The organism is Sphingopyxis sp. BE259 (assembly GCF_031457495.1).
Taxonomy (GTDB): Bacteria; Pseudomonadota; Alphaproteobacteria; order Sphingomonadales; family Sphingomonadaceae; genus Sphingopyxis.
In genome coordinates, this window is sequence record NZ_JAVDWM010000001.1 from 278,183 (window position 1) to 304,107 (window position 25,925).

The 25,925-nt window shown below is 66.4% G+C and carries 23 protein-coding genes; 1 reads left to right on the forward strand and 22 read right to left on the reverse strand.

The annotated features are described in order from the left end of the window. Positions 1–40: 40 nt before the first annotated feature. From J2X44_RS01440 to fliE, 15 genes are read right to left on the reverse strand one after another with little or no spacing between them, the layout of a single operon-like run. Complete coding sequence (locus J2X44_RS01440) at positions 41–1,180, reverse strand: flagellar type III secretion system protein FlhB (protein WP_310087506.1); 1,140 nt, start codon at positions 1,178–1,180, stop codon at positions 41–43. Positions 1,181–1,184: 4 nt separating this feature from the next. Then, a complete protein-coding gene (gene fliR / locus J2X44_RS01445) occupies positions 1,185–1,964 on the reverse strand; it encodes a flagellar biosynthetic protein FliR (RefSeq protein ID WP_310087507.1) in 780 nt (259 codons plus the stop codon). A 7-nt stretch (positions 1,965–1,971) separates the two neighbouring features. Further along, entirely contained in the window at positions 1,972–2,217 is a 246-nt protein-coding gene (locus tag J2X44_RS01450) for a flagellar biosynthetic protein FliQ (RefSeq protein WP_088440544.1), read from the reverse strand. Between the two features lie 28 nt (positions 2,218–2,245). Continuing rightward, entirely contained in the window at positions 2,246–3,016 is a 771-nt protein-coding gene (gene fliP / locus J2X44_RS01455; protein ID WP_310087508.1) for a flagellar type III secretion system pore protein FliP, read from the reverse strand. Further along, positions 3,006–3,284: a flagellar biosynthetic protein FliO gene (locus J2X44_RS01460; protein WP_310087509.1), complete on the reverse strand. Its 279-nt coding sequence runs from the start codon at positions 3,282–3,284 to the stop codon at positions 3,006–3,008. Before J2X44_RS01460 ends, fliP begins: the two co-directional genes overlap by 11 nt. After that, positions 3,284–3,622, reverse strand: coding sequence for a flagellar motor switch protein FliN (gene fliN / locus J2X44_RS01465; protein WP_310087510.1), 339 nt, complete (start codon positions 3,620–3,622; stop codon positions 3,284–3,286). The genes J2X44_RS01460 and fliN overlap by 1 nt, the downstream gene beginning before the upstream one ends. Further along, positions 3,615–4,547, reverse strand: a complete 933-nt coding sequence (locus J2X44_RS01470; RefSeq protein ID WP_310087511.1) for a FliM/FliN family flagellar motor switch protein — start codon at positions 4,545–4,547, stop codon at positions 3,615–3,617. Before J2X44_RS01470 ends, fliN begins: the two co-directional genes overlap by 8 nt. Further along, positions 4,544–5,149, reverse strand: coding sequence for a flagellar basal body-associated FliL family protein (gene fliL, locus J2X44_RS01475; RefSeq protein WP_310087512.1), 606 nt, complete (start codon positions 5,147–5,149; stop codon positions 4,544–4,546). The genes J2X44_RS01470 and fliL overlap by 4 nt, the downstream gene beginning before the upstream one ends. Positions 5,150–5,166: 17 nt before the next feature. Beyond that, positions 5,167–6,564: a flagellar hook-length control protein FliK gene (locus tag J2X44_RS01480; protein WP_310087513.1), complete on the reverse strand. Its 1,398-nt coding sequence runs from the start codon at positions 6,562–6,564 to the stop codon at positions 5,167–5,169. Next, positions 6,561–7,007: a hypothetical protein gene (locus J2X44_RS01485; protein WP_310087514.1), complete on the reverse strand. Its 447-nt coding sequence runs from the start codon at positions 7,005–7,007 to the stop codon at positions 6,561–6,563. Before J2X44_RS01485 ends, J2X44_RS01480 begins: the two co-directional genes overlap by 4 nt. Next, positions 7,004–8,335: a FliI/YscN family ATPase gene (locus J2X44_RS01490; RefSeq protein ID WP_310087515.1), complete on the reverse strand. Its 1,332-nt coding sequence runs from the start codon at positions 8,333–8,335 to the stop codon at positions 7,004–7,006. The genes J2X44_RS01485 and J2X44_RS01490 overlap by 4 nt, the downstream gene beginning before the upstream one ends. Next, positions 8,332–8,931 carry a FliH/SctL family protein gene (locus J2X44_RS01495; RefSeq protein ID WP_310087516.1) on the reverse strand — a complete coding sequence of 200 codons (600 nt, stop codon included), beginning with the start codon at positions 8,929–8,931 and terminating at the stop codon, positions 8,332–8,334. The genes J2X44_RS01490 and J2X44_RS01495 overlap by 4 nt, the downstream gene beginning before the upstream one ends. Beyond that, complete coding sequence (gene fliG / locus J2X44_RS01500) at positions 8,924–9,955, reverse strand: flagellar motor switch protein FliG (RefSeq protein ID WP_310087517.1); 1,032 nt, start codon at positions 9,953–9,955, stop codon at positions 8,924–8,926. The genes J2X44_RS01495 and fliG overlap by 8 nt, the downstream gene beginning before the upstream one ends. Beyond that, a complete protein-coding gene (gene fliF, locus J2X44_RS01505) occupies positions 9,948–11,609 on the reverse strand; it encodes a flagellar basal-body MS-ring/collar protein FliF (protein WP_310087518.1) in 1,662 nt (553 codons plus the stop codon). The genes fliG and fliF overlap by 8 nt, the downstream gene beginning before the upstream one ends. Positions 11,610–11,612: 3 nt before the next feature. Further along, on the reverse strand, positions 11,613–11,978 hold the full coding sequence (gene fliE / locus J2X44_RS01510; RefSeq protein ID WP_310087519.1) for a flagellar hook-basal body complex protein FliE: 366 nt from the start codon (positions 11,976–11,978) through the stop codon (positions 11,613–11,615). 247 nt (positions 11,979–12,225) lie between these two features. Between fliE and J2X44_RS01515 the strand changes: the two genes are divergently transcribed. After that, on the forward strand, positions 12,226–13,047 hold the full coding sequence (locus J2X44_RS01515) for a flagellin (RefSeq protein ID WP_310087520.1): 822 nt from the start codon (positions 12,226–12,228) through the stop codon (positions 13,045–13,047). Between the two features lie 221 nt (positions 13,048–13,268). On the opposite strand, the gene J2X44_RS01520 is transcribed toward J2X44_RS01515, so the two are convergent. The 7 genes from J2X44_RS01520 to J2X44_RS01550 all read right to left on the reverse strand — a co-directional run bounded on the left by J2X44_RS01520 (position 13,269) and on the right by J2X44_RS01550 (position 25,920). Beyond that, entirely contained in the window at positions 13,269–16,535 is a 3,267-nt protein-coding gene (locus J2X44_RS01520) for an error-prone DNA polymerase (RefSeq protein WP_310087521.1), read from the reverse strand. Further along, positions 16,532–18,082 carry a DNA polymerase Y family protein gene (locus J2X44_RS01525; protein WP_310087522.1) on the reverse strand — a complete coding sequence of 517 codons (1,551 nt, stop codon included), beginning with the start codon at positions 18,080–18,082 and terminating at the stop codon, positions 16,532–16,534. The genes J2X44_RS01520 and J2X44_RS01525 overlap by 4 nt, the downstream gene beginning before the upstream one ends. Next, on the reverse strand, positions 17,985–18,773 hold the full coding sequence (locus tag J2X44_RS01530; RefSeq protein WP_310087523.1) for a hypothetical protein: 789 nt from the start codon (positions 18,771–18,773) through the stop codon (positions 17,985–17,987). Before J2X44_RS01530 ends, J2X44_RS01525 begins: the two co-directional genes overlap by 98 nt. Positions 18,774–18,933: 160 nt before the next feature. Then, entirely contained in the window at positions 18,934–20,331 is a 1,398-nt protein-coding gene (locus tag J2X44_RS01535; RefSeq protein ID WP_310087524.1) for an efflux transporter outer membrane subunit, read from the reverse strand. After that, positions 20,328–23,537 carry an efflux RND transporter permease subunit gene (locus J2X44_RS01540; RefSeq protein ID WP_310087525.1) on the reverse strand — a complete coding sequence of 1,070 codons (3,210 nt, stop codon included), beginning with the start codon at positions 23,535–23,537 and terminating at the stop codon, positions 20,328–20,330. Before J2X44_RS01540 ends, J2X44_RS01535 begins: the two co-directional genes overlap by 4 nt. 6 nt (positions 23,538–23,543) lie before the next feature. Beyond that, positions 23,544–24,725, reverse strand: a complete 1,182-nt coding sequence (locus J2X44_RS01545; RefSeq protein WP_310087526.1) for an efflux RND transporter periplasmic adaptor subunit — start codon at positions 24,723–24,725, stop codon at positions 23,544–23,546. 142 nt (positions 24,726–24,867) lie between these two features. Further along, complete coding sequence (locus J2X44_RS01550) at positions 24,868–25,920, reverse strand: LacI family DNA-binding transcriptional regulator (protein ID WP_310087527.1); 1,053 nt, start codon at positions 25,918–25,920, stop codon at positions 24,868–24,870. Positions 25,921–25,925 lie beyond the last annotated feature (5 nt).

Below are 25,925 nucleotides of genomic sequence, written 5' to 3' on the forward strand. Positions count from 1 at the left end.
AAAATCCTTCGCACCCCTTAACGGCGGCGCGGCGGCTATTTTAAGCCTGACGGCGACCTTCGGGATCGAAATGATGCGATGCGGGAACATCGACGACGGGCGGCGCCGCGCCTTCAGCAACCATGCGCTCGAGTTGAAAGACGAACGCCAGCACGGTGGCGACCGCGACGAACAATTCGTCGGGGATCACGCGCCCGGCGCGCGCGGTGAAATAGATGGCGCGGGTCAGCTGCGGATATTCGAGCAAAGGAACATTGGCGCCGCGCGCCAGCTCGCGGATCGCCAGCGCGACATCGCCGCGCCCGCGCGCGACGACGACCGGGGCGGCATCGACCCCGGGGCGATAGCGCAGCGCGATCGAAAAATGGGTCGGATTGGTCAGCACGACGGTCGCGTCGGACACCGCCTTGCGCGCCGAACCGCTCAGCATTTCATGCGCCCGCTGACGCTGCGCCTGTTTGAGTTCGGGGGCACCGTCGGACTGGCGCATCTCCTCTTTCACCTCCTGCTTGCTCATCATTAGCCGCCGGTTACGCTGGAACCATTGCACTGGGACGTCGATCAGCGCGATGACAACCAGCCCGCCGGCGAGCACCAGCATGGCATGGCCGATCGCCTGTCCGGCCAGCCCGATCGCCCCGATCAGGTCGGCGCGCGCCATCGTCATGATTGCAGGCAAACTGCCGTCGACGAGCCAGTAACCGATGGTGCCGAGCAGCAGCACCTTGGCCAATGCCTTGCCCAGTTCGGCGGCGCCCTGTGTCCCGAACATGCGTTTCAGCCCGGTCATCGGGTTCATCCGGTTGCCCTTGAACGCCAGCGCCTTGCCGCGCCAGCCGAACGAGCCGAGCAGCGCCGGCCCCGCCACCGCGGCGCCCAACGCGAGCGCGAACAGGCTGGCCAGCGGCAGCAGGATGTCGATGCCGTTGCGCATCAGCGCCTCGGCCGGCGCAAAATCGGCGACGTCGGCGGCGCTGAGGGTCAGCCCGCGGCGCAGCAGGTCGCTCGCCGATTGGACGAACCAGCCGCCCGCGGCGATGATCCAGCCCGCCGCAGCGAGCATCATCAATGCCGTCGCCAACTCGCGCGACATCAGTACATCCCCTTCGCGCGCCGAGTCGGCCAGCTTCTTCGGGGTCGGCTGTTCGGTTTTCTGGTCCTTGTCGGGTTTGCTCGCCATGGCTTCAGAGCCCCGCGAACATCCGCGCCCCGTCGAGCGCGTCGGACAATATGCGGACGATCGCCTCGGCCATCGCCGGGGTGGCGACGCCGAGGAGGACGATCCCGGCGAGCAGGGTCGCGGGAATCCCGACAGCGAACAGGTTGAGCGCCGGGGCCGAGCGCCCGATGACGCCCATGATCATCTGGACCAGGATCAGGACAAAACCGACCGGCATCGCGATCGTCAATCCCGCGGCGAACATCAGGCTGCCAAAACGCAGCAGCCCGCCGATCGCGTCGAATGAGGGAAAGGCATTGCCGGGCGGCAGCGCCGAATAGCTGTCGACGATGATGTCGATCAGCACCAGATGGCCATCGGCGGCGAGGAACAGCGCGGTCGCCAGCATCGAGAGAAACTGGCCGATCGCCGAACTCGACGCGCCGCTCAAGGGGTCGACCATCGATGCAAAGCCAAGGCCCATCGCGTTGCTGATCGCTTCGCCCGCGAGCAGCGCCGCGGCGAGTCCCATTTGCAGGATGAACCCGATGCCGAGCCCGATCACCACCTCGCCGATCACCAGCAGCAGGCCGGGGACCGACACGATGCCCTCGGGCGGCAATGTCATGCCCGATGCCGCGACCGCCGGGACGCCGACCGCCAGCGCGATGACCAGCCGCAGCTGGATCGGCACGCTGGTTGCCCCGAACACCGGCGCGGCGATGAACGCGGCGCCGGGGCGGATCATCGCCAGCATCCACAGCTGAAGCATCGCCTCGATATTCGGGATGTCGGCGGGGTCCACGGCCGGTTTAGCGGACGACGTTGGGGATCTGCGCGAAAATGTCGCGGGTGAAATCGGTGAGCAGCACCAGGATGCTGCCGCCAAAGATCGCGAGGCAGATCGCCGCGACGATCAACTTGGGGACAAAGGTCAGCGTCTGTTCGTTGATCGACGTCGCCGCCTGCACCATGCCGAGCAGCACCCCGATGACGAGCACGGGCAGCAGCAGCGGCGCCGAGGCGAGCGCGAGGATCCACAAGGATTGTTGCGCCATGCCGATGAAATAGTCGGTTTCCACGCTGCTAAGTCCCGAACGAGGCGGCGAGCGAGCCCATCGTCAGCGCCCAGCCGTCGACGAGCACGAACAGCAGCAGCTTGAACGGCATCGAGATGATCGTCGGTGAGAGCATCATCATGCCGAGCGACATCAAGGCCGAGGCGACGATCAGGTCGATGACCAGAAAGGGCAGGAAGATCAGAAAGCCGATCTGGAATGCGGTTTTAAGCTCGCTGGTGACGAAGGCCGGCAGCAGGATCGAAAACGGCACGTCCTTGGGGCTGGCATAGGCCGGCGCCTTGGCGATCTTGGCAAACATCATCAGGTCGGTCTTGCGCGTCTGCGTCATCATGAAGCCGTGCAGCGCGGTGCCCGAACGCGACACCGCTTCGCCGATGTCGATCTGTTCCTGGCCATAGGGTTCGATCGCGACGCGGTTTACCTCGCTGATCACCGGCTGCATCACGAACAGCGACAGGAACAGGCTCAATCCGACCAGCACCTGGTTCGGCGGCGTCTGTTGCAGCCCAAGCGCGTGGCGCAGGATCGACAACACGATGATGATGCGGGTGAAGCTGGTCATCATCAGCAGCAGTGACGGCAGCACCGTCAGCAGGCTCATCAGGACCAGGATTTGCAGCGACAGGCTGAGCGGACGACCGTCGCCGCCGATGTCGTTCACCGCGCGGCTCAGGCCATCGGCGGTCTGCGCATAAGCGGCGGGCGCGGCGCACAACAGCGCGGCGCCCCCGGCAAGCGCGGCGGCACGGAGCAGCCAGCGGCGATCAATCGACATGGAAATCCCCCTGGGTGTCGTCGGCAATCCGGGTGATACCGTTGCGCGACACCGCGACCAGGATCCGCTGCCCGGCAAATTCGACCACCGCCAGCTTCGATCCGGGGCCGAGCGGCAGCACATCGACCATTTCGACGGCGCGCGTCTTCGTCCCGCCGCCGACCAGCGGCACGCCCATCTGGACGCGCTTCCACAGCCACAGGCTGCCCCACGCCATCCCGCCGACCAGCGGCAGCAGAATGAGCAGGCGGAGGATATATTCGAACATCAGCCTCTCCGCTCGAAGCCTTCGAGGCCGCGCGCCGGGGCGACGACTTCGGCGACCTGGATGCCATAGCGGCCATCGACGCTGACGATCTCGCCCTTCGCGATCAATGTGCCGTTGGCATAGATGTCGAGCAGGTCGGTTGCGGCGCGGTCGAGTTCGATCACGCTGCCCTCGTCGATCGCGAGCAGTTCGGCGAGCGTCATCGAGGTCGATCCGACCTCAACCGACACGCGCAGCGAGACGCCGGCAAGCAGGTCGAAATTGGGCGCCGCGGCGATATTCCGGTTGTCGCGGCGGTCGGCGCGGGGCGCGGTTGGCGCGTCGCTGAGGTCAGTCATGGTTCGGTCCTTTTTCGATATGTTCGATCATGATGGCGGCGTTGCCATTGGCCTCGCCGATGCTGCCGACGGCAAAGCTGCGGCCCGCGACGGTGACCGGCACATGGCGCGGCATACCGAGCGGAATGATGTCGCCGACCTCCAGCGCGAGCAGTTTGACGAGGCTGATTTCGGGGCGGGCCAGCACCGATCGGACGGGCAGCCGTACGTCGCGCAGCGCCTTGTTCAGCGCGCCCGCCCACACCGGGTTGGCGGCGCCGGGCATTTCGGGGGCGGGTTCGGCGCCCGCGATGCCGCGCAGCGCGGCAAGGGGATAGGCGCAGGCGATCGTGCGGCCCTCGAACGGCGCGCCGCGCAGGACGAAACGCTGGACGACCAGTTCGTCATCGGCGCGAACCGCGGCGAGCTTGGCGGGATCGCCGGTAACGCAGTCGAGCTCGGGCTCGATGGCCAGCTTGTCGCCCCAGGCGGCGGCGAGTTGCAGCCCCATGTCGCGGCCGAGTCGCGCCGCGAAGCGGTCCTCGGCATCGGTCAGCTCTTCGCGTTCGGCGGCGAGGCCGCCCTTGCCGCCATAAAAGATGTCGACGAGCTGGAGCAGCAACGGGCGGGGCGCGGTGAGCAACACCGGGCCTTTCAGCGGCGGCGCATGGTAACGCCAGAAAATCGCCGGGGCGATCGAGGCCGTCCAGTCGGCGAAGCCGATCGTTTCGCTGCCGGCCCGCTCGACCTGAATTGCCGGTACGCCGAGCGCGCGGATCAGGTCGCGCAAGCTGCGCGCAAACTGGACCGCGACGCTGTCGAGCGCCGGAAAGGCATAGCTGCCCTCGGCCTTGCGGAGCAGCAACGACGCCTTGGCGTCCGCCGCCTCGGTGGTCGGGGCGGCGGGCGGCTTCACGGCTTTGACGGATTTTTCGCGAACGGTCACTGGATCACCAGGCTCGTGAAATAGACATTGTCGATACCACCAAAACCTTCTTTCTCGCGCAGCACATCGTTGATCGCAGCGGTCAATTGCCGCTGCAGTCGCTGTTTCCCCTGCGATGTCGAGAGCAGCGCCGGATCCTGTTCGGCCAGCACCATAAGCACGACCGAGCGGATCGGCACTGCCTGGCGTTTGATATTATTGATAACCTTGCCGTCATAGAAGGTCGAAAGGCTGATACCCGCCTGCAAAAACCCCGATCCGTCGGCCAGGTTCGTCGTGAACGCGTCGGTGATCGGGTAATAGGTGACCTCATATTTGCGCGGGTCGACCTTGAACTTGTCGTTGGGCACCGACACGGTCCCGACCTTGTGCGCGGCTTCCTTGTCCTCGCCTTCGGCGGCGGGGGCTTCCTCGCCGTCGCTGCGCTCGACCAGTTTGGGATAATGATCTTCGGGCTTGACCTCGTGCGCCGACAATGCGCCGAAATAGATGCCCGCCCCCGCACCCGCACCGATCAGTGCGAGTGCGCCGACGCCGATGAACAGCAGTTTCTTGAACTTGCCCTTTTTCTTGGGCGCGGCGTCGTCTTTTTCCTTGCTCATGATTCTACCCTTTGTGGTCAGGCGAAGCGGCCGCGGCGGTCGGCGGCTTCTTCTGGATCGCGCGCCTTGACGCGCTCGGCAACGGTTTCGATCAAATGGCTGACGTCCTGCGCGGCGGCACGGCCCTGACCCTGCGACTGGCCCTGCATCTGGCGTCCGGTATCGTTCGGCGTGCAGGTCACTTCGCTGCCGGTGACGCGGACGCCTTGTTGGCGCAGGTCTTCGACCAGGCGGCCCTGCGCGGCGGTGACGATCGTCGCCGCGGCTTCGTGCTGGGTGTCGAGTTTCAGCGACACGCCATCTTCGCGCATCAGCATCGCGACGTCGAGGCGGCCGAGGTGGCGCGGCATCAAACGAAAGCTGATATCGCCGCTGTCCGATTGGGTCGCGGCGATGTCGTGCGCGAGCTGGTCGATCCAGGCGCCGTCGCTGGTAAGGTCGAGCATCTGTTCGGCGACCGTGACCGGTTGCGCCATATTGGCCGTCATGGCGATGCCCGGCGCAATTGGCTGAGCGAACTGGATCGTCATCGACGGTGCCGCGTCGGCAATTTTGACGGGCGGAGCTTCGCTGGCTGCGGCGGTCATCGGCCGGGTCGGCGGCGCGGCGGCGGACTTGCCGACGACTGGCGCGGCGTCGCTGGGCGCGACATCGGGCGTGGCGTCGGCAACATGTGCCTTGCCGGGCACCGGTGCGGCGGTCGGCAGATCGGCCGCCGGAGCCGCCGCGTCCGTTGGGATCGCCGCCGTCTCGGCAGGCTTGGCAGGTTTGCCGACGACCGGCGCGATGATCGTTGCGACTACCGGAATTGCGACAACAGCCGCAGTCGCCGGTGCCGCCGGGTCGGCGACCGTTGCGATCACCGGCGCGGCGGTTTCGGCCGCCTGTGTAACGGGCGCGCGGGCGGTCGTGTCGGGCACGCCGTCGGTGGCGGCATCGGCGTCCGCTTTGGTTTCGCCGGGCTTGGTGATTTTCGGCTGCGGGGCGGGGGCTTGGCCGTTGACCGCGATCAACAGCTGGGCCGCCGTCGCGGCGGCAGCATCGGGGTCGGCGAGGACGACGGGCGTATCGGATTCGACCGCCTTGGCGGTGACGACCGGTGCAGTGGTCGTCGCGGCCGGCTTCGGCGTCGCCGTTGCCGAGATTGCGCCGATCGCTGCGGCCACCCGCGCGCCAACCGGCGTTGGCACGGCCACCGGCACCGGCACCGGCGGAGCGGCGGTGCTGTTCCCAGCCACCGGGATCGTTGCAGCTTTCACCGGCGCGGCCGCGGGCACCGGCATGGCGGCGAGCAGCTGATCAAAGCCGCCGCTTTCGCCGCCGCCGGTTGGCGTCTGACCGATCGTGCTGAGGCAAGCAGCAAAGCCTGCGGGGGCCGCTGCTTGCGAATTGGGCAGGGATGCGGCGCCCATCATGCCGCGCCGCCTTCGATCAGGCGCAGGCGCATTCCGCCGCGCGTACGGTGCGGGCGGTTGGCGTCGCTCCGGCGCTCGGCTTCGGCTTCGGCCGATTTGCGGCTGCGCTCGTACAGGCGAATGGCCGATTCTTCCTTGACCATGGCGCTTTGCGCCAGCGCCCCGGCCCGGTCGCGGCGCGCGCTGGCATTGCTCAGCGGCGCGGTCAGATTTTCCTGGGCGATGTCGAGCCGCATCGACAGCTCGCCGATCGTGTTGAGCGCGCGGCCGGCAACCGCACCCTTGGCCATCGCCAGATCGACGCGCAGCGTTTCGAGGCGCTTGGCGAGTTCGACCAGGCTGGCGAGCTCGCCATTGGCGCGCGCCAGATTGGCTTCGGCCATCTGATGTTCGACGGTGCGCACGCGGATGATACGTTTGCGGCGTGCGGTGCGGGCGGTCATGCGGAATATCCTTCAATCAGGGTTTGGCGGGAAATGTCGAAATCGACCTGCGCCTTGGCGGGCTGGGTCACGAATGCGAGCTGATCGGCGTGGCGGGCGATGGCTTCGTCGAGCACCGGATCGCCGCCGGCGACGTAAGCGCCCATCAGCATCAGGTCGCGATTCTCTTCATAGGCCGACCACAGTTGGCGAAAGCGCGCGGCGGCGGCGGCATGTTCGGGATCGACCGAATCGACCATCGTGCGCGACAGCGACCGGGCGACGTCGATTGCCGGATAAACGCCCTGTTCGGCCAGCGTGCGCGACAGGATGATATGGCCGTCAACGATAGCGCGGGCGCTGTCGACGACGGGGTCATCGATGTCGCCGCCATCGGCCAGCACCGTATAGAGCGCGGTGATCGAGCCCCCTGTTTCGCGATCGATTCCTGCGCGTTCGCAGAGCGAGGGGATCAGCGCGAACACCGACGGCGGATAGCCCTTCATCGTCGGCGGTTCGCCCAGCGTCAGCCCGATCTCGCGCTGCGCATGCGCGACGCGGGTCAGGCTGTCGATCAGTAGCAGCACCTTCTTGCCGTCGGCGCGAAAGGCCTCGGCAATCGCGGTGGCGCGCATCGCGGCGCGCAGGCGCAGCAGCGGCGGGTGATCGGCGGGGACCGCGACGACGACCGCTTTCTTGCGGACTTCGGGGGGCAATTTGGTTTCGACGAAATCGCTGACTTCGCGGCTGCGTTCGCCGATCAGTCCGACGACGATGACGTCGCATTCGGTCCCGGCGATCATCTGACCCATCAGCACGGATTTGCCGACCCCCGAACCCGCGATGATCGCGACGCGCTGACCCTCGCCGACGGTGAGCAGGCCGTTGATCGCGCGCACCCCCATGTTGAGCGGGCGGGTGACGCGGCCGCGGCGCAGCGGATTGACCTTTCGTCCGGCGAGCGGCCACTGGAATTGCGACTTGATCGCAGGGCGCCCGTCGAGCGGATTGCCCTGGGCGTCCATGATGCGGCCGAGCAGGGTCTTGCCGACGGCGACCATGCTGCTGGCGCCATGCGGTTCGACCGGGGCGCCGGTGACCAGCGGCATGTTGGTGTCGAACGGCAGGACCAGGCTGCTCTGGCCGCGAAAGCCGACGACCTCGCCGTAAACATAGTCGTTGTTCGCCGACTTGATGCGGACGTTGCTGCCCAGCGGCTGCGGGAAACCCGATACCTCCAGCATGATGCCCTCGTGCGACACGAGCGTACCAATGCGGCGCGGACTGGCGTTCGTCAGGTCGATCGGGTCGAGCAATTGCTGAGCCGACAGGGCCAGGCGGCGGGTCATGCGGGCGATCCTTCGCCCAGCGCGGCGTGGAGTTCGTCGAGATAGACCGCGCGGCCATGTTCGATCCAGCCGGTCGAGGTTTCGATGCGGACGGTGCCGCGCATCATCGCGGCGTCGCTTTCGAGCGCCAGCGGCAGCGGGCAATCGGCGAGCAGCGCGGCGTCGTCGGGATGGACCCACAGGGTGCGCGCCTTGTCGGCGTCGGCGACCAGCGCCGCGGCGGTTTCGGCCTGCGCTTGCAGCCAGGCGGCGTCGATCGGCGCGTCGGCGACGATCTGGCGGACCAGCCGTTCGACGGTGCGGGCGATCAGCTGTGCCAGTTCTTCGCTCGGCTCGTCCTGCAGCGCCTCGGCGCCCGCGAGCAGCGCGAGCAACTGGTGGCGCTCGGCGACATAGGCGGCTTCGGCGACGCGTTGTCCTTCGGCAAGGCCGCGGGCAAAGGGATCGTCGAGGTCGAGGTCGGCGGCGCTGCCGTCGGTGGTCTGCGGCGCGCGCGGGTTGGCGGCAAAGGACAGCGGCCGAAAGCTGCTGCTGCGCGCCATCGCGGCGGCCAGGGCGACCGGGGCAAAGCCGGTTTCGGTGGTGCGATCAGACATAATCGTCGCCGCCCCCCGCGATCATGATTTCGCCCGACGCGGTCATCTGGCGCACGATCACCATCACGCTCTTTTGCGCATCGTCGACATCGGCGCGTTTGACCATCGTCATTTCGGCCATTTCGTCGCGGATCGTTTCCGACGCGCGCTGCGACATAGTGGAAAGGCACAGATCGACCATCTCTTCGTCGGCGCCCTTGAGCGCGATCGCCAGCTGCGCCGCATCGACCGAGCGCAGCACCGTGCTGAGGCTTTTCTTGTCGAGGTCGCGCAGGTTTTCGAAGATGAACATTTCTTCCTCGATCGCCTGGGCGAGCAGCTTGTCGGTCTTTTTGAGCGCGCGGATCGTGCGCTCGCTCAAGGACTTCGGCATTTTCTTCATGATCTTGGCGACGTCGCTGGGACCGCCGATCGTCTGTTTGGCGACCCGCTGGCCATCGACATTGGCGCTGGCGAGCACCGATTCGAGATCCTCGATCGCCGCCGCGGGGACCGCGGTCAGCTGCGCCGCGCGCAGCACCAGATCGGCCTGCAGGATTTCGTCGAGTGTTTCGATCGCACGTGCGGCGACATCGGGGACCAGCACCGACAGGATCAGGGCGCCGACCTGCGGATGTTCGGCCGCGAGCAGCCCGCTGATCGCCTCGACGTCCATCCAGCGGAGCATTTCGAGCGAGGCGGCGCTGCGCTGCGGCGCGACCGCCGCCAGGATATTGTCGGCGCGGACGTTGCCGACCGCCTGATTGATCACAGTGCGGATGCGGACGTCGGCGCCGATCGCCAGCGCGCTGACGTCGCGGCTGCGCACGACGAAACGGTCGAGCGCCTGGCCGATCTGCTGTTCGCTGGCGTTGGCGGTGTCGAACATCGATTTGGCGAGCTGGCGCACTTCGTCGGGATCGAGATGCTTCAGGATCGTCGCGGCTTCATTTTCGTCGAGCAGCATCAGCAGGATCGCGGCCGCCGACGATCCTTCGATCGCGGTCTTGACCGGCGGCGCCATCGTTTCGGCGGCGTCAGGCACGGGCGCCCTCCTGCATCAGCTGGCGGACGACAAGCGCGGCGCGCGCCGAATCCTGGCGGACAAAGGCGCGGACCAGATTGGCACGCGTTTCATAGCTTGGCGCCTGTTCGATCATTTCGAGGGTGATCTCGCGGCCCGCGGCGGGGCTGGCGAGCGCCGGACGTCCATCGGTGGCGGCGAGCAGGGTTTCCTCCAGCGCGGCATTGCGTTCGGCGCGTTCGGCGGCGCGCGCCTTGGCGGCGCGGATCAGCGGGCGGCCGATGAACAGAAAGGCGAGCAGCGCCGCGAGGATCGCGCCAACCTGTTTGACCAGCGGCAGGAACCACCCCTGATCGTAAAAAGCGGGTTCCTCGGCTTCGACCTGAACGAAGGGGCGCTGGCTGATCGCGACCTGATCGCCGCGCGTCGCGTCGAACCCGATGGCGCCTTTGACCAGGCTGTCGATCTTGGTCATGTCGGCTTGGGTCAGCGCCTTCTTGCCCTGGTTGAGCGCGACGGCGACCGACACGCGGCGCAGCTTGCCCTGCGGCGAGTGGGTCACCGAAATTTCGCGCCCGACTTCAAAAGCGCGCGCGGCATTTTCATTGCTGGCGGTTTCGGGGGCGGCGGCCGGTGCCGGGGTCGCGGTGGGGGCGTTGGCGGTGACGGTGGTCGCCTGCGGCGGCTGGTTCGACAGCGCGCCGGGGATGCCGACCGCGGCGGGCGGGGCGCCCGCGCCGCTGACCGTGCGGGTGATCTGTTCGCTGGTCATCGCGCGGTCGTCCTTGGGAAAGCTCTCGCGCGTCGCCTGGCTTTCGGACATATCGACATCGGCGTGGACCTCGACGCTATAATTGCCGGCGCCGAGCATCGGGCCGAGCAGCGTGTCGAGCGCGCGGCGGAAGCGGTCTTCGACCTGCACCTGCAACTGGAACGCCTTCATGTCGCCGCCCGACGCGGTGTCGGACAATAGCGCGCCGCGCTGGTCGATCACCGATACCTGATCGGCGTTCATTCCGGGCACCGACGAGGCGACGAGGAAACGGATCGCCTGCACCTGACCATCGCTCAGCGAGCGGCCATTCTGCAGGGTCAGCATGACCGAGGCGGTGGAGGGCTTGTCATCGCGGACGAACAGGCTGGGTTCGGCGGCGGCGACGTGGACGCGGGCGCTTTTGACCGCGTCGATCGTCTCGATGGTGCGCGCCAGATCGGCTTCGCGCGCCGACCGCAGGGCTTCGCCCTCGATCGCGCGGCTCGACCCCATCGGCAGCGCGGCAATCAGGCTGTCGCCGCTCGGCGCCGCCTTGGGCAGGCCTTGTCCAGCCAGCGCGATGCGCGCCTGATGCAATTTGTCGGCGTCGACGGTCAGCGCCCCGGTTGTGGCGTCGATGCTGTGCGCGATGCCCTGCGTTTGCAGCGCGTCGGCGACTGCCGCCTTGTCGGTGTCGTCGAGACCGGAAAACAGCTGCGCCTGCGGCGCCGACTGCATGGTGAAATAGGCGAGCGCAGCGATGCCGACCGCGGCGGTCATGGCGATCGCAGGCAAGGCGCGCTGTACGGCGGGCTGGCGGACGAAGCCGGTCAGCGGGGCGAGGCGGTTGCCGAACGCCGGGGCGGGCAGGCGGTTCGCATGGCCGTCGTCAACGGGGGTGAGGATCTGGGTATCGGCCATGGATTACACCGGCATGTTCATGATGTCGCGATACGCGGACAGCAGCTTGTTGCGGACCTGCAACGTCGTTTCGAACCCTAGCGAGGCCTTCTGGCGCTCGATCATCACGCTGACGATGTCGTGGGTGTCGCCGCGTTCGTAGGATTCGGTGAGCGCACTTGCCTTGCTCTGCTGGGCGTTGACCTGTTGCAGCGCATTGCTGATCGCGGCGCCGAAATCGGGGGCGCCGCCTGGACCTTGAACGATATTTTCCAGGCCGCCATCGGGCGCGCCGACGCCGCCACGACCGGCGGCGCGTTGCAGCGCCTGGTTCTGATTGAGGATCGAACTGCGCATCTGCAGCAGCCGGCTCGGGTCAATCGTGCTCATTGCTTTTCATCCGTCCTGTGCGCAGCGGTGCGCCGCACGCAAAGAACAATGCAAAGGCCATGCCAAAAGAATTAATAACGGTATTTCAGTGGATTATATGCTCATAGTCCCAGGGCGTGGGCCGCTTCGGCATTTTTTTGACGGACCGGGCTTAAGCGCCGCGGCCGCCGACCGTTACTGCTTTTCGTGACCGCTCCTCGAGCCTTCACATCACGGGAATGGCCATCGAGGCCGGAAAGGAACAACAATGACTGTCATCAACACCAATGTGAGCGCGCTTCGCGCCCAGAACAACTCGCGGGTTGCGGGTCGCATGCAGTCGCAGGCGATGGAACGCCTGTCGAGCGGCAAGCGCATCAACAGCGCGAAAGACGATGCTGCGGGTCTCGCCATCGCCACGCGTATGGACGCCAAAGTTCGCGGCCTGAACCAGGCCGTGCGCAACGCCAACGACGGCATCTCGCTGGCGCAGACCGCCGAAGGCGCGATGTCGGGCATTTCGAACATCCTGGTTCGGATGCGCGAACTGGCTGTCCAGTCGGCCAACGGCACCAACGGCACGACCGATCGCGCCGCGATGCAGACCGAAGTCACCGCGCTGATTTCGCAAATCGGCGACATTGCAACGCGCACCGACTTCAACGGCAACCAGCTGCTCAACGGCAGCGCCGCAACCGGCTTTGACATTCAGACCGGCACCGCGACGGGCCAGACGGTCAACATCACGATCGCCGATCTTCAGGCGACCGCGCTGGGCGTCGCCACCCTCGACATCTCGACCGCCGCCGGCGCTTCGGGTGCCCTGGCCACGCTCGACACCGGGATTCAGACGGTCGCTACCCAGCGCGCCAACCTGGGTGCGCAGCAGAACCGCCTTGAAGCGGCTGTCGACAATTTGACATCGACCGTCACGAATCTGGCAGATGCCAAATCGCGCATCGAAGACACCGACTTTTCGTCGGAATCGACGAAGCTGGCGGCGGCCCAGATCCTGTCGCAGGCCTCGACGGCGATGCTCGCGCAGGCGAACCAGAGCTCGCAGGGCGTGATGAACCTGCTCCGCGGCTAATCTCCGCGAACGATTTTCAGGCTATATTCGGTTGGTCCCTTAGATAGCCTGATCCGATGCCCCGGCCCCCACAGCCGGGGCATCAACTTTTTGTCTGTTCGGCATAGCCGAACAGGGACGGCACCAGCCCGCTCCCCCTCCCGGCCTCCCTAGGTTACTATCGTTGGGGAGGCCGGGAGGGGGAGCGGGCTGGTGCCGTTGCCGACGTCAGTCGGCCTCAACTAATGAAAATCCCGCGACTTGGGCAGGATGCGGACATCGCGCGGGTGGCCATGCTTCGCCGCATAGCCGCGCGGCTGCTGCGGATGCGCGACCTCGTCGGCGCGGCACAGCTCGGGACGTATTTCGCGCCCGTCGCCCAGCGTGTCGAGCATCGCGGTGCGGTCGATGATCCGCGTCGCCATCAGGTGGATGACGCCCTCCTTGCTCCGCTGCACCTCGCCCTCGGCCAGCATCAGCCGCGACGCCATGACGGCGCGGCGATAGCGTTCGAAATGCCGCGCCCACAGCAGGATGTTGACGACCCCGCCCTCGTCCTCGAGCGTGATGAAGATCGCATTGCCCTTGCCCGGGCGCTGGCGGATCAGCACGACGCCCGCGGTGCGGACAATCGACCCGTTCTTTGCCGCCATCACCTGCGCCGCGCTCAGCACGCCTTCGCGTTCGAAATCGCGGCGCAGAAACGCCATCGGATGACCTTTCAGCGATAGCCGCGTCGTCTGATAATCGGTCAGCACCTGTTCGACGAGCGGGGTAGGCGGCAGCTGCGCGTCGGCTTCGCCGCCCAGTTCGTCGGCTTCGGCGGCGCCGAACAGCGGCAGCACCCCCTGGCGGACGCGGCGGGCGTCCCACAATGCCGGGCGCCGATCGAGCCCCATCGACCGACACGCATCGGCCTCGGCGAGCAGACGCAGCGCGCGCGAAGGCAGATTGGCGCGGCGGGCGAGTTCTTCGATGGTGGCGAAAGGCGATGTCCGCGCGTCGGCGATCTGCTCTGCCCAAGCCTCGCGAAACCCATCGACCTGTCGAAAGCCGAGCCGCAGCGCGAGGCTGCCATCATCCCGGCGCTCAAGGCTGTTGTCCCAATCGCTGGCATTCACATCGACCGCACGAACCTCGACCCCATGCTCCTGCACATCGCGGACGAGCTGGGCGGGGGCATAAAAGCCCATCGGCTGCGAATTGAGCAGCCCGCAGGTGAAGATGGCGGGGTGATAATGTTTGATCCATGACGACACATAGACGAGCCGCGCAAAGGATTGGGCATGGCTTTCGGGAAAGCCGTAGCTGCCGAACCCTTCGATCTGTTTGAAACAACGTTCGGCGAAGGCTGGCTCATAGCCACGCGCGACCATGCCGCCGACCATCTTTTCCCGGAAATCGTCGATCGTTCCGACATTGCGAAAGGTCGCCATCGCGCGGCGCAGGCCATTGGCTTCTTCAGGGGTGAAACCTGCCGCCGTGATCGCCAGGTTCATTGCCTGTTCCTGAAAGAGCGGCACGCCATAAGTGTGGCCCAACACGTCACGAAGTTCATTGGGATTATGGGGCGGGGCGGGCGAGGGATAGTCCACCTCTTCCTCTCCGTTTCGCCGCCTTAGATAGGGATGGACCATATCGCCCTCGATCGGCCCGGGGCGTACGATCGCGACCTGCACGACCAGATCGTAAAATTTGCGAGGGCGTAGCCGCGGCAACATGTTGATCTGCGCCCGGCTTTCGACCTGGAAGACGCCGATACTGTCGCCCTTGCACAGCATGTCATAGACGGCGAGGTCGCTTGAATCGATATCAAGTTCGAGACTGTGGTCGCCCAGCTGATGACTGCGCATCAGGTCGTAACATTTGCGGATGCAGGTCAGCATGCCGAGCGCAAGGATATCGACCTTCATCAGGCCCAGCGCGTCGATATCGTCCTTGTCCCATTCGATGAAAGTGCGATCCTCCATCGCGGCATTGTGGATCGGCACCAGCTCGTCGAGGCGCCCTTGGGTCAGCACAAAACCGCCAACATGCTGCGACAGGTGGCGCGGCGCTTTCAGCAGCTCGCCGACAAAACGGTGCAGCCGTTCGATCTCGCCATTATGCGGATTGAGACCAGCCTCGACCAGCCGTTCGACCGGCACATCGTCGCCCCAGCTGCCCCAGCTGGTATCGGCGAGGCGTGCGGTGACGTCCTCGCTGAAACCGAGCGCCTTGCCCACTTCGCGGATCGTGCTGCGCGGACGGTAGTGGATGACGGTCGCGGCAATCGCCGCGCGATCGCGCGTGTAGCGATCATAGATATGCTGGATGACTTCCTCACGCCGTTCATGTTCAAAATCGACGTCAATATCGGGAGGCTCGTCGCGCTCGGCCGACATGAAACGGGAGAAAAGAAGCGTATTCTTCACCGGATCAACCGACGTCACGCCGAGCAGAAAACAGGTGATTGAATTCGCCGCCGAGCCGCGTCCCTGACAGAGGATTGGTGGCGTTTGCGAACGCGCGAACCGTACGAGGTCGTAGACGGTCAGGAAATAATAGACGTAATTTCGTTTTCGGATGAGGCGCAGTTCATTGCCGATCAGTTTGCGAATCTTTGGCGTGAGCGGTGTGCCATATCGCTTCTCCGCCGCGTTTTTCACCAGATGGTGGAGATAGTTGAACGGCTTCCAGCCGGATGGCACCGGCTCGTGCGGATATTCGTAGCGCAGCGTCCCAAGATCGAAATCTATGCGACCGAGGAGTTTGGCGCTTTGTTCGATCGCCTTTGGGTAGGCACCGAAAAGCCGGCTCATTGCGGCGGGGGATTTCAAATGACGTTCGCCATTGGCGCGGAGCAGTTTTCCCGCCTTTCGGACCGTTGTGCCTTCGCGGATACAGGTGATGATATCGTGCAACGGGCGCTGCGCCGCCGCCGCGTAAAGCGCGTCATTGGTGGCAAGTAGCGGGACGTTGGTCGCCATCGACAATCGCTGCAGTTTGGCCAGTCGGCGCGCATCGACGCCCGATTGCGGCATCGTTGCCGCCAGCCACACCGACTTTCGCCGCGCTTTCTTCAGAGTTCGCAGCAGCGCTTCGTCGCCTTCCATCGCGATCAGCAACAGGTCGTCGCAATGGTCCAGCAGGTCTTCAAGCTGGAGGATGCAATCCCCCTTATGCGCGCGCAAATTGCCTACCGACAGCAGGCGGGTCAGGCGGCCCCAGCCATGGCGACTGACTGGATAGGCAACGATGTCAGGCGTGCCGTCAGCAAAGACGAGCCTGGCGCCGACGACCAGTCGAAAATGTGCAACACTGGCAGGATTCTTGACCTGTAGCTCTTTCAAAAAGGCCCATGCCCGCACCACCCCCGCCACGCTGTTGCGGTCGGCGATGCCGATGCCTGTCATACCGAGCGCGATGGCTTGCGCGACCATCTCGGCAGGGTGCGAGGCGCCGCGCAGGAAACTGTAGTTGGTCGCGGCGACCAGTTCGGCAAAACCGGGTTCAGGCTGCGCGCTCATGCGAACAGGCCGTGGATAAACCAGCGTGGATCGGGCTTTTCGTCGTAGAGCCCATGGCGGAACAGCCAATACCGCCGCCCGCGGTCGTCCTCGACGCGGTAATAATCGCGGGTCAGCCCGGCATTGTCGCGGCGGCGCCACCATTCGCTCGCGATCCGTTCCGGCCCTTCGTAGCGGCGGATCGCGTGGGTGGCGCGGCGCCAGCGGAAGCGGTGCGGCGGGCCGTCGGGAACCTCGGCGATCACCTCGATCACTTGCGGCGGATCAAAGAGATAGAAGGGGCGCAGCGGTGGCTCGCCGGGGTCGGGGGCGGGCCAGCGGGTGGGCGGCGCGGCGTCGATCGCGGGCAGGGCGAGCTGTGCCTGTTCAGGGATATGGGTATCGACGGCGGCAAATTTGCGGACCTGCCCGCGGCCCAGCCGGGTCGCCAGCCGATCGACCAGCTCGGCCATCGCGGCGGTCTGGCTTGCCGCACGTACAGCGCCGCCCTCCAGCTTCAGCTGGGTCGCGGCAAGGGCTTCGAGCCGCGGCACCGCCAGCCGCATCATGTCGAACCCGAACCCCGGGTCGAGCGGATCGCGCAACGCGTCCATCCGCTCGGCGAACAGGCGCATGACGAGGCCCGCGTCGCGCGTGGGATGGCCGGTCTCGACCGCGATGCTGCGCGCCAGGCCGTCGCTGCGAAAAAAGGTGGCGCGGAAATGGCGCCCGCCCTTGCCGCGCTCGGTCAGCTCGACGATCGTCTCACTGACCAGTTCGTTTAGAATCTGCGTCGCATGAGGCATGCTGGCGACGGGTTCGGCAAAGCGGCGTTCGGTGACGATCGGCGGATGGATCATGCGCGGGGCGAGCGGGCTGGGCGCATCGCCGAGCAGGCGGCGCAGCGCGGTTGCAGCGTCGGCGCCAAAGCGCGCGGCGATATTCGCCATCGGCCGCGCCGCCAGATCGCCGATCGTCTTGAGTCCGGCGCGGACGAGCGCGGTCGCCGCCTCGGCTTCGAGTTCGAGCGCGGCGACGGGCAGGCGGCGGATCGCGCTGGCCTCGTCGGGGGCGGGCCGCGTCTGATAGCGCGCGAGCGCCCGCGCGGCATCGGCGGTGGGGCCAAGCGCAGGACGCATCGTCATGCCGAGCCGGGTCAGCCGCCGGTCGACGTCCTCGATCAGCGCCGCCTCGCCGCCCAGCAAATGGGTGCAGCCGGTGATGTCGAGGATCAGTCCGTCGGGCGGATCGAGCGCGACGAGCGGGGTGTAGCGCGCGCAGCCCTGCGCCAGCCGGTCGAGCCAATGCAGGTCGAGGACGGGATCGTGCGGCACGATAGCGAGGTCGGGCACCTGCGCCCGCGCGTCGGCGAGCGGCATGCCGACGCGCAGCCCAAGCGCCTGCGCGCGCGGATCGATGCTGGCGAGGCGCAGCGCGCCGCGCTGTTTCTCGGCAAAAACGAGCGGGAGATCAGGCGGCTTTGGCGCCGTGCGGGTGAACCGCTCGGCGGGGAGCCAGGGGAAGAACAGCGCCAGATAGCGCCGCTTCACCGAAGCATTTTTCGTCATGGTTCCAGTCCAGTCGCCAGTGCGCGCCAGCAGGGCCGCCGCGCCAGCGCAGCAGTTCGAGGTCGAAAGCGGGGGCGCCGGGGGCATCGGCTTCGAGTTCGCGCGACGGCGCGGCGACGATGCTCCAGCGCGTTTCGGCGACGCTGGGTGTCGGCGCGGCATTCAGGCGGAGCATCAGCAGCGTCGTCCCGGCATCGCGGGCGCCCAGCGTCAGGCGGCGCCCGGCGGTCAGGTCGAGCAGGGGGAATTTGCCCCAGCTTTCGACGATCACCGCCGCCGACCCCGCGCAGCGGATCGCGTCGTTCGCGCAGGCGAGCAACATCTTGGGGTCGGCGGTCTCGACCAGCAGCAGCCGGTCGGGGTCGCCGCCCAGTTCGGCGATGCCGGGGGCATAGATATGGCCGGTCCGGCGTCCGGCATCGACGGTGCGGAGCCACAACAGCGGTGCTTCGCCCGGTGTTCGCAGCGCCAGCAGCGCCGCAAAGGCTGCGGCGCTGGCGCCGTCGAGCGCATCGGCGGCGAAAAATTCATGGGTGCGTCCGACCGCCAGCCCGCCGCCGATCGCGGCGTCGAACGCGCCATGCCCGGTTGCCAGCCAGCCCTTGGCCGGGCGGCTGGAGGGGCCACCACTGGCGGCCAGCCGGGCGATGCGTTGGCGCAGCCCGGCGAGAGGTTGAGACGACTCGCGCATATATGTTCCTGATTTGTTCTATTAGCGCGCGAGCAAGGGGGGATGTCAAGAAAGAGTCGGAAAACATAACCGCGTCATTCCCGCGAAAGCGGGAACCCAAGGCGGGATCAGCCGACGCACGCCCTGGGTTCCCGCTTTCGCGGGAATGACGAAAGCAGGGTTAAGGCGTTGTGACCCCAGCCCCGCTATCCCCGCCCAGCGCGCGGAACAGCGCGATGCGGGTCTGGACCAGCAGCAGCTGGGTCGCGATTTCACTGCGCCGTGCCGCATACAGGCTGCGCTGCGCGTCGAGGCTGGTGAGGAAGCTGTCGATCCCGCCTTTGTACCGCGCGTCAGTGAGCGTCGCAGTGTCGGCGGCGGCGGCGGTGTTCGCCGCGGCGGCGCGCACCCGTTCGGCGATCGTGCCCTGTACCGCGAGCGCGTCGGCGACCTCGCGAAACGCGGTCTGGATCGCGCCCTCATAGCCCGCGAGCGCCGCATCGCGCTGTGCTTCGCTGACCGCGACCCCGGCGCGGCGGCCCCCGGCGTCAAAGATCGGCGCGGTGACGTCGCCGCCCGCCGACCAGCTGAACGATCCGCTGTCGAACAGGCTGGACAGCGCGTTGCTGGCAAAGCCGAGCAAGCCGGTCAGCGAGATCGACGGGAACAGCTGCGCGCGCGCGACGCCGATGTCGGCGTTGGCGGCGCGCAGGCCATATTCGGCTTCGATCACATCGGGACGACGGAGCAGGATTTCGGAGCTGATCCCGGCCGGCAAGGCGGCGATCGCTGGCGTTACTTCGGTGAGACCCGCGGGCAGCAACGCGCGGTCGACATCGCCGCCGACGAGCAGGCGGATCAGGTTTTCGTCCTGTGCCAGCGCGGTCCGTTGCTGCGCGATCGCATCCTCGGCGGTCGCCAATATCTGTTCGGCCTGGCGCAGGTCGGTGCGCGGCGCGACGCCGCCGTCGAGCCGCGCCTTCGTCAGCCGCACACTCTCACGCGCATTGGCGGCGGTGTCCTCGGCGATCTTGAGCAGGTCGCGGTCGGCGCCATAGGTCGCCCACGCTTCGGCGAGATTGGCGATCAGCGCGAGCCGCACGGTGCGTGACGCGGCCTCGGTCGCCAACGCGCGATTGCGGTCGGCTTCGGTCGCATTGGCGAGCTTGCCGAACAGGTCGAGCTCGAACGCAGTGACCCCGCCGCGCAGCGAGAAGTCGCCGCTGCCGCTCGCGCCATTGCTGTCCGAATAGCCCGCGCCGCCGCTGATCCCGAGTTCGGGAAATTGCCCGGCGCGGGTGACGCGCGCCTGCGCCCGCGCCGCAGCGACATTGGCGTAAGCGACGCGCAGGTCGCGGTTGTTGGTCAGCGCCTGCTCGGCCAGCGCCTGAAGGCGCGGGTCGGTGAATACGCTCTGATACGACAGGATCGGCAGCGCCGCCTCGCTCTGCAACAGATAGGCGTCGCCGACCGGCCAGCTCTGCGGCACCGGCGGCGTCGGCAGCACCGTTTTCGGCGCCAGCGAGCAGCCCGTGAGTGCAAGCGTACTCGCGAGCAAAAGGACGCGGATGCCGATCATGCTGACACCTCGGCCGGGCCTTCACCCTTGCCGCCATCCTTGCTTTTGCCGAAACGCGCGCGCAGCGCGGTCACGCCATCGCGCACCCCGCGGCGGACCAGGACAAAGAACAGCGGGATAAAAAAGATCGCGAGGAAGGCGGCGGTCAGCATGCCGCCGATCACCGATGTGCCGATCGCGACGCGGCTGTTGGCGCCCGCACCCGTGGCGATCGCCAGCGGCAGCACGCCAAAGATGAAGGCAAAGCTGGTCATCAGGATCGGGCGCAGGCGGATGCGCGCTGCGGCGATCGCCGCCTCGATCACGCGCTTGCCCTTGCGTTCTTCCTGTTCGGCAAATTCGATCATAAGGATCGCGTTCTTCGCCGCGAGCCCCATCGTCGTGAGCAGGCCGATCTGGAGATAGACGTCGTTTTCCAGCCCGCGCAGCGACACCGCGACCACTGCGCCGATCAGCCCGAGCGGAATGATCAGGATGACCGCGAGCGGGATCGTCCAGCTTTCGTAAAGCGCCGCGAGGCACAGAAAGACGACGAGCAGCGAGATGCCATAGAGCAAGGGCGCCTGTCCCGACGACAGCCGTTCCTGAAACGACGACCCCGACCAGGCGACGCTGGTCCCGGGGATTTGCCCCGCCATCGCCTCCATTTCGTCCATCGCCTCGCCCGAGCTGGTGCCGGGGGCGGGCTGGCCCGAAATTTCGAACGCCGCGACTCCCTGAAAGCGCGAAGTGCTGCTGGGCGTCGTGGCCCAGCCGGTACGGGCAAAGGCGGAGAAAGGCGACATCTCGCCATCGCCCGAGCGCACATACCATTGGCCAAGGTCTTCGGGCTTGGCGCGATAGGGGGCGTCACCCTGGACGTAGACGCGCTTGACGCGCCCCTCGTCGATGAAATCATTGACGTAACGGCCGCCCCACGCGGTTGCCAGGGTCGCGTTGACGTCGCTGTTGTCGATGCCATAGGCGGTGAGTCGCTGGGTATCGACGTCGATCTTGAGCGTCGCGACGTCGGGCAAGTCGCTGAGGCGCACCGCGGTCAGCTTGGGATTGGCATTGGCCATCGCGAGCAGCCGGTCGCGCGCCGCAACAAAATCCTCGCGGCTCATCCCGCCGCGGTTCTGCAACTGCATGGTGAAACCCGAACTGTCGCCGAGGCCGCGGACCGCGCCGGGAACCAGTGCGAACACCTGGGCATCGCGCAGCCCGCCGAGCGCCTTGCGCGCGCGTTCGGCGATCGCGTCGGCGGTGTTCTCGTCGCCCTCGCGGTCATCCCAATGGGTCAGGTTGACGAAGCCCTGGCCGGTGTTCTGGCCCACCGCGCCGCCGCCGCCGCCGCCCGCAACCAGGAACAGCGTCTGCGTGTTCGCCTTTTCCTGGGTCAGCATATATTTTTCGACCGCGTCGCGCACTTCCAGCGTTCGCGCCTGCGTCGCGCCGGCGGGCAGGCGGAACTGGACCTGGACGCGCCCCTGATCCTCGCCGGGCAGAAAGCCGCCGGGCAGACGCAGGAACAGCACGACGAGCAGGGCGAGAACGATCGCATAGATGCCAAGGAACAGCCATTTGCGATCGACGACCGCCGTGACGCTGCCGACGTAGCGTTCGACAATGCGGTCGAAACGGGTGTTGAAACCGTTTTTGGCGCGCTCCATCGCGGCGCGAGCGCGCGGAAAGCGGCCGCCGCTCGCCGCCTCGCCATGCGATTTTTGCTTGAGCAGCGTCGATGTCAACGCCGGGCTGAGGATCAGTGCGACCAGCACCGACAGCATCATCGCCGAAATGATCGTCACCGAAAACTGGCGATAGATGACGCCGGTCGAACCGCCGAAGAACGCCATCGGCAGGAACACCGCCGACAGCACGAGCGCGATCGCGATCAGCGCGACCTGCAATTCCTTCATCGACTGGATCGTCGCCTCGCGCGCCGACATCTCGGGATTTTCTTCCATCAATCGCTCGACATTTTCGACGACGACGATCGCATCATCGACGAGCAGGCCGATCGCCAGCGTCAGTCCGAACAAGGTCAGCGTGTTGATGCTGAATCCCGCGATGTAGAAAATGGCAAAGGTGCCGAGCAGGACAACCGGCACTGCGATCGCTGGAATCAGGACGGCGCGCCAGCTTTGCAGGAACACGAACATGACGATGACGACCAGGATGATCGCCTCGATCAGCGATTTCTGGACCTCGCTGACTGACAATTTGATGAAGGCGGTCGAATCATTGGCATAGCTGTAGGCAAGGCCGTCGGGGAAATCGGCGGCCAGTTCCTCCATCCGCGCCTTGACGCGGTCGGCGGTTTCCAGCGCGTCGGACCCCGGTGACAGCGAAATCGACATGCCGGCGCCGGGATGGCCGTTGATGCGGCTGACGACGCTGTAATTTTCGGCGCCGATCTCGACCCGCGCGATGTCCTTGATCCGCACACTTGACCCGTCGGGCTGGGTCTTGAGGACGATGTTTTCAAACTGTTCGACGGTTTGCAGTCGCGACTGGGCGGTGACCGTGGCGTTGAGCATCTGGCCTTGCGGCGACGGCAGGCCGCCGACCTCGCCCGCGGCGACCTCGCTGTTTTGCGCGGTGATCGCGGCGATCACATCGCTCGGCATCAGCGCCACTGCGGCAAGCCGCTGCGGATTGAGCCAGATCCGCATCGCGTGCGGAGCGCCAAAGATGTTAACGTCGCCGACCCCCTCGACCCGCGACAGCGGATCCTGGATATTCGACGTCATATAGTCGGACACGTCGGCATTGGCGCGCGTGTCGGTCTCGTCATAGACGCCGACAAGCAGCAGCGTATCCGAATTGGACTTGGTGACGCGCACGCCCTGCTGCTGCACCTGCGCCGGCAGGCGCGAGATCGCCGACTGGATCTTGTTCTGGACCTGGACCTGCGCGATGTCGGGATCGGTGCCCTTGGCAAAGATCGCGGTGATGCTCGCCTGTCCGCGCGAGCTCGATTGCGAGCTGAAATAGAGCAGCCCGTCGATCCCGGTCAGCTGTTGTTCGAGCACCTGGGTGACGCTGTTCTCGATCGCCTCGGCCGATGCGCCGGGATAGCTGGCGCGGATATTGACCTGCGCCGGGGCGATGTCGGGATATTGTTCGATCGGCAGCGCGAACAGCGCGCCGACCCCGCCCAGCATGACGATGATCGCCAGCACCCAGGCAAAGATGGGACGGTTGATGAACAGACGGGACATGGGGGGTTATGGACTCTTTTCTGCTGTCTTGGCCGCGGGCGCCCCCACCCGTTGCGCACTGCTCGCCGGAACCGCGGTGATCGGCGCCCCCTGTTTCAGATTGCCGACCCCCTGCGTAATCACGCGCTCACCAGCCTTCAGACCGTCGGTGACGACCCAATTCGCGCCGATGGTGCGATCGGCGGTGACTTTGCGGCGGATCGCCTTGTTGTCGGCCCCGGCGAGATAGACGAAGGCCGACCCGTCGAAGTCGCGCTGGACCGCCGCTTGCGGGACCAGGATCGCGCGCGGGTTGATCGCCTGATCGAACAGTGCGGTCACGAACATGCCGGGCAGCAGCACCCCTTTGGGATTGGGAAAGCGCGCGCGCAATGTGACGGTGCCGGTCGCTTCGCTGACCGTGATGTCGGAAAACTGGACCGTACCGGCAAAGCCATAAGCACTGCCGTCCTCGAGCCGCAGCCGCACCGACGTGCTGCCCGCGGCGACGCCGCCGCTGGCGAGCGCTGCACGCAAGGTGGTGAGCTCAGCGCTCGATTGCTGCATATCGACATAGATCGGGTCGGTTTGCTGGATCACCGCGAGCGGCGTCGCCTGGCTGGCGCTGACCAGCGCGCCGGGGGTGGCGAGGCTGCGGCCGATTCGGCCGCTGATCGGCGCGGTGATCGTGGCATAACGCAGCGAGATTCGCGCGGTTTCCAGCGCGGCACTGTTTTGAGCAACAGCGGCGCGCGCGACGCGCGCCTCGGCCAGCGCGTCGGTGTAGTCCTGCTCGGCGATCGCCTGCATCTTGGCCAACGGGGCAAAACGGCGGACGCGCTCGTCGGCCGCCTGGGCGCTGGCGCGGGCACTGGCGAGATTGGCCGCCGCTTGATCAACTGCGGCTTGATACAGGCTGGCGTCGATCTGATAGAGCGGCTGCCCGGCGCGCACGAAGCCGCCCTCGGTAAACAGGCGGCGGCGGATCAGGCCATTGACCTGCGGCCGCACTTCGCTGGTCTCGAACGCGACGGTGCGCCCGCCGAGTGAGGTGGTGACCGGCACCGGTTCGACCTTGACGACGACAAAGCCGACCTGCGGAGCGCCGCGGCCACCTTTGCTCGTGTCATCCTGGCCCGAACAGGCGCCAAGCGACAGGGTCGCGGCGCACCATAATCCGGCCAGCAACAGCGACCTTTTCTCCAGCATAAAGTTGTTCTCGTATCGGCGCGCCGATCAGGCGGGGGAGGAATCGCGCCTATTCAACCGATTGGATTGGTCCATGCAAGCGCAATGCGGGATTTGCGACAAATTACGACAATTTTGTGCCGCTGCGCCGGCATCGATTCCGTCAGCGTCGGGGCGGCGCGACCGACTGGCGCGGGATGAAGGTGGAATTGAGCACCCCGCTATCGCTCTCATCGATCTTTGTGGCGAGCGGCAGAAAGTCGGGGACGAGCGTCTTGGCGGCGCGCACCCCCATTTCGCGGATCGGCCAGCGCACCGTGCTGAGCGCGGGCCAGATATGCGTCGCGGTCGGGCTGTCGTCGAACCCGATGATCGACAGCGCGCCGGGAACATCGATGCGCTTGGCGTGCGCCACGCTCATCACCCCCGCGGCCATCTCGTCGTTCGAACAGAAGATTGCGGTCGGCGGTTCGGCCAGCGTCAGCAACGCTTCGCCCGCCTCGACACCGGCGGCGTAGCGATAATTGCCCGGCGCGTTGAAGGGGGCGGGCAGGTCGAGTCGGGCTTCGGCCAGCGCCTCCATGAACCCCTTTTCGCGCTCGGCGGCGGAGCGAAAACCGACCGGCCCGCGGACAAAGCCGATGCGGCGATGGCCGAGCGCGATCAACCCGCGTACCGCTTCGGCGACGACTTCGCGGTCGTTCGACGACACGCAATGCTTGGCATCGTCGAGCGGCGCCGAACCGATGCGGACATAGCGCACCCCCAGATCTTCGCAGAGCGCGGCGAGATCGTCATTCTCCGAGATCGGTGGCAACAACAGCGCGCCGATCGGGCGCTGCTTTTCCAGGAAGGTGCGGACATCGCCGAGCATGCCGTCCGATCCGCGATCGACGGGGCGGACGAGCAACGCCAGATCGCTGTCCTTGATCGCGTCGAGCACACCCTGCTGAAAATTCAGCACCGTCTGGGCATTGGGATTGTCGTGGAGCAGCGCGATCAGGAAATTGCGCCGGAACGCCAGCGCCCGCGCCTGCGGATTGGGGACAAAGCCCAAAGTCTCGATCGCCTGCTCGACCGCCTTGCGCGTCTTTTCGGTGAGGAATTCGGAGCGGTTGATGACGCGACTGACGGTTTTTTTCGACACCCCGGCGAGTGCGGCGACGTCGTTGATCGTCGGTTGCTTGCCGCCCGCCCCCTTTTTTTGTGCCGCCATATGCG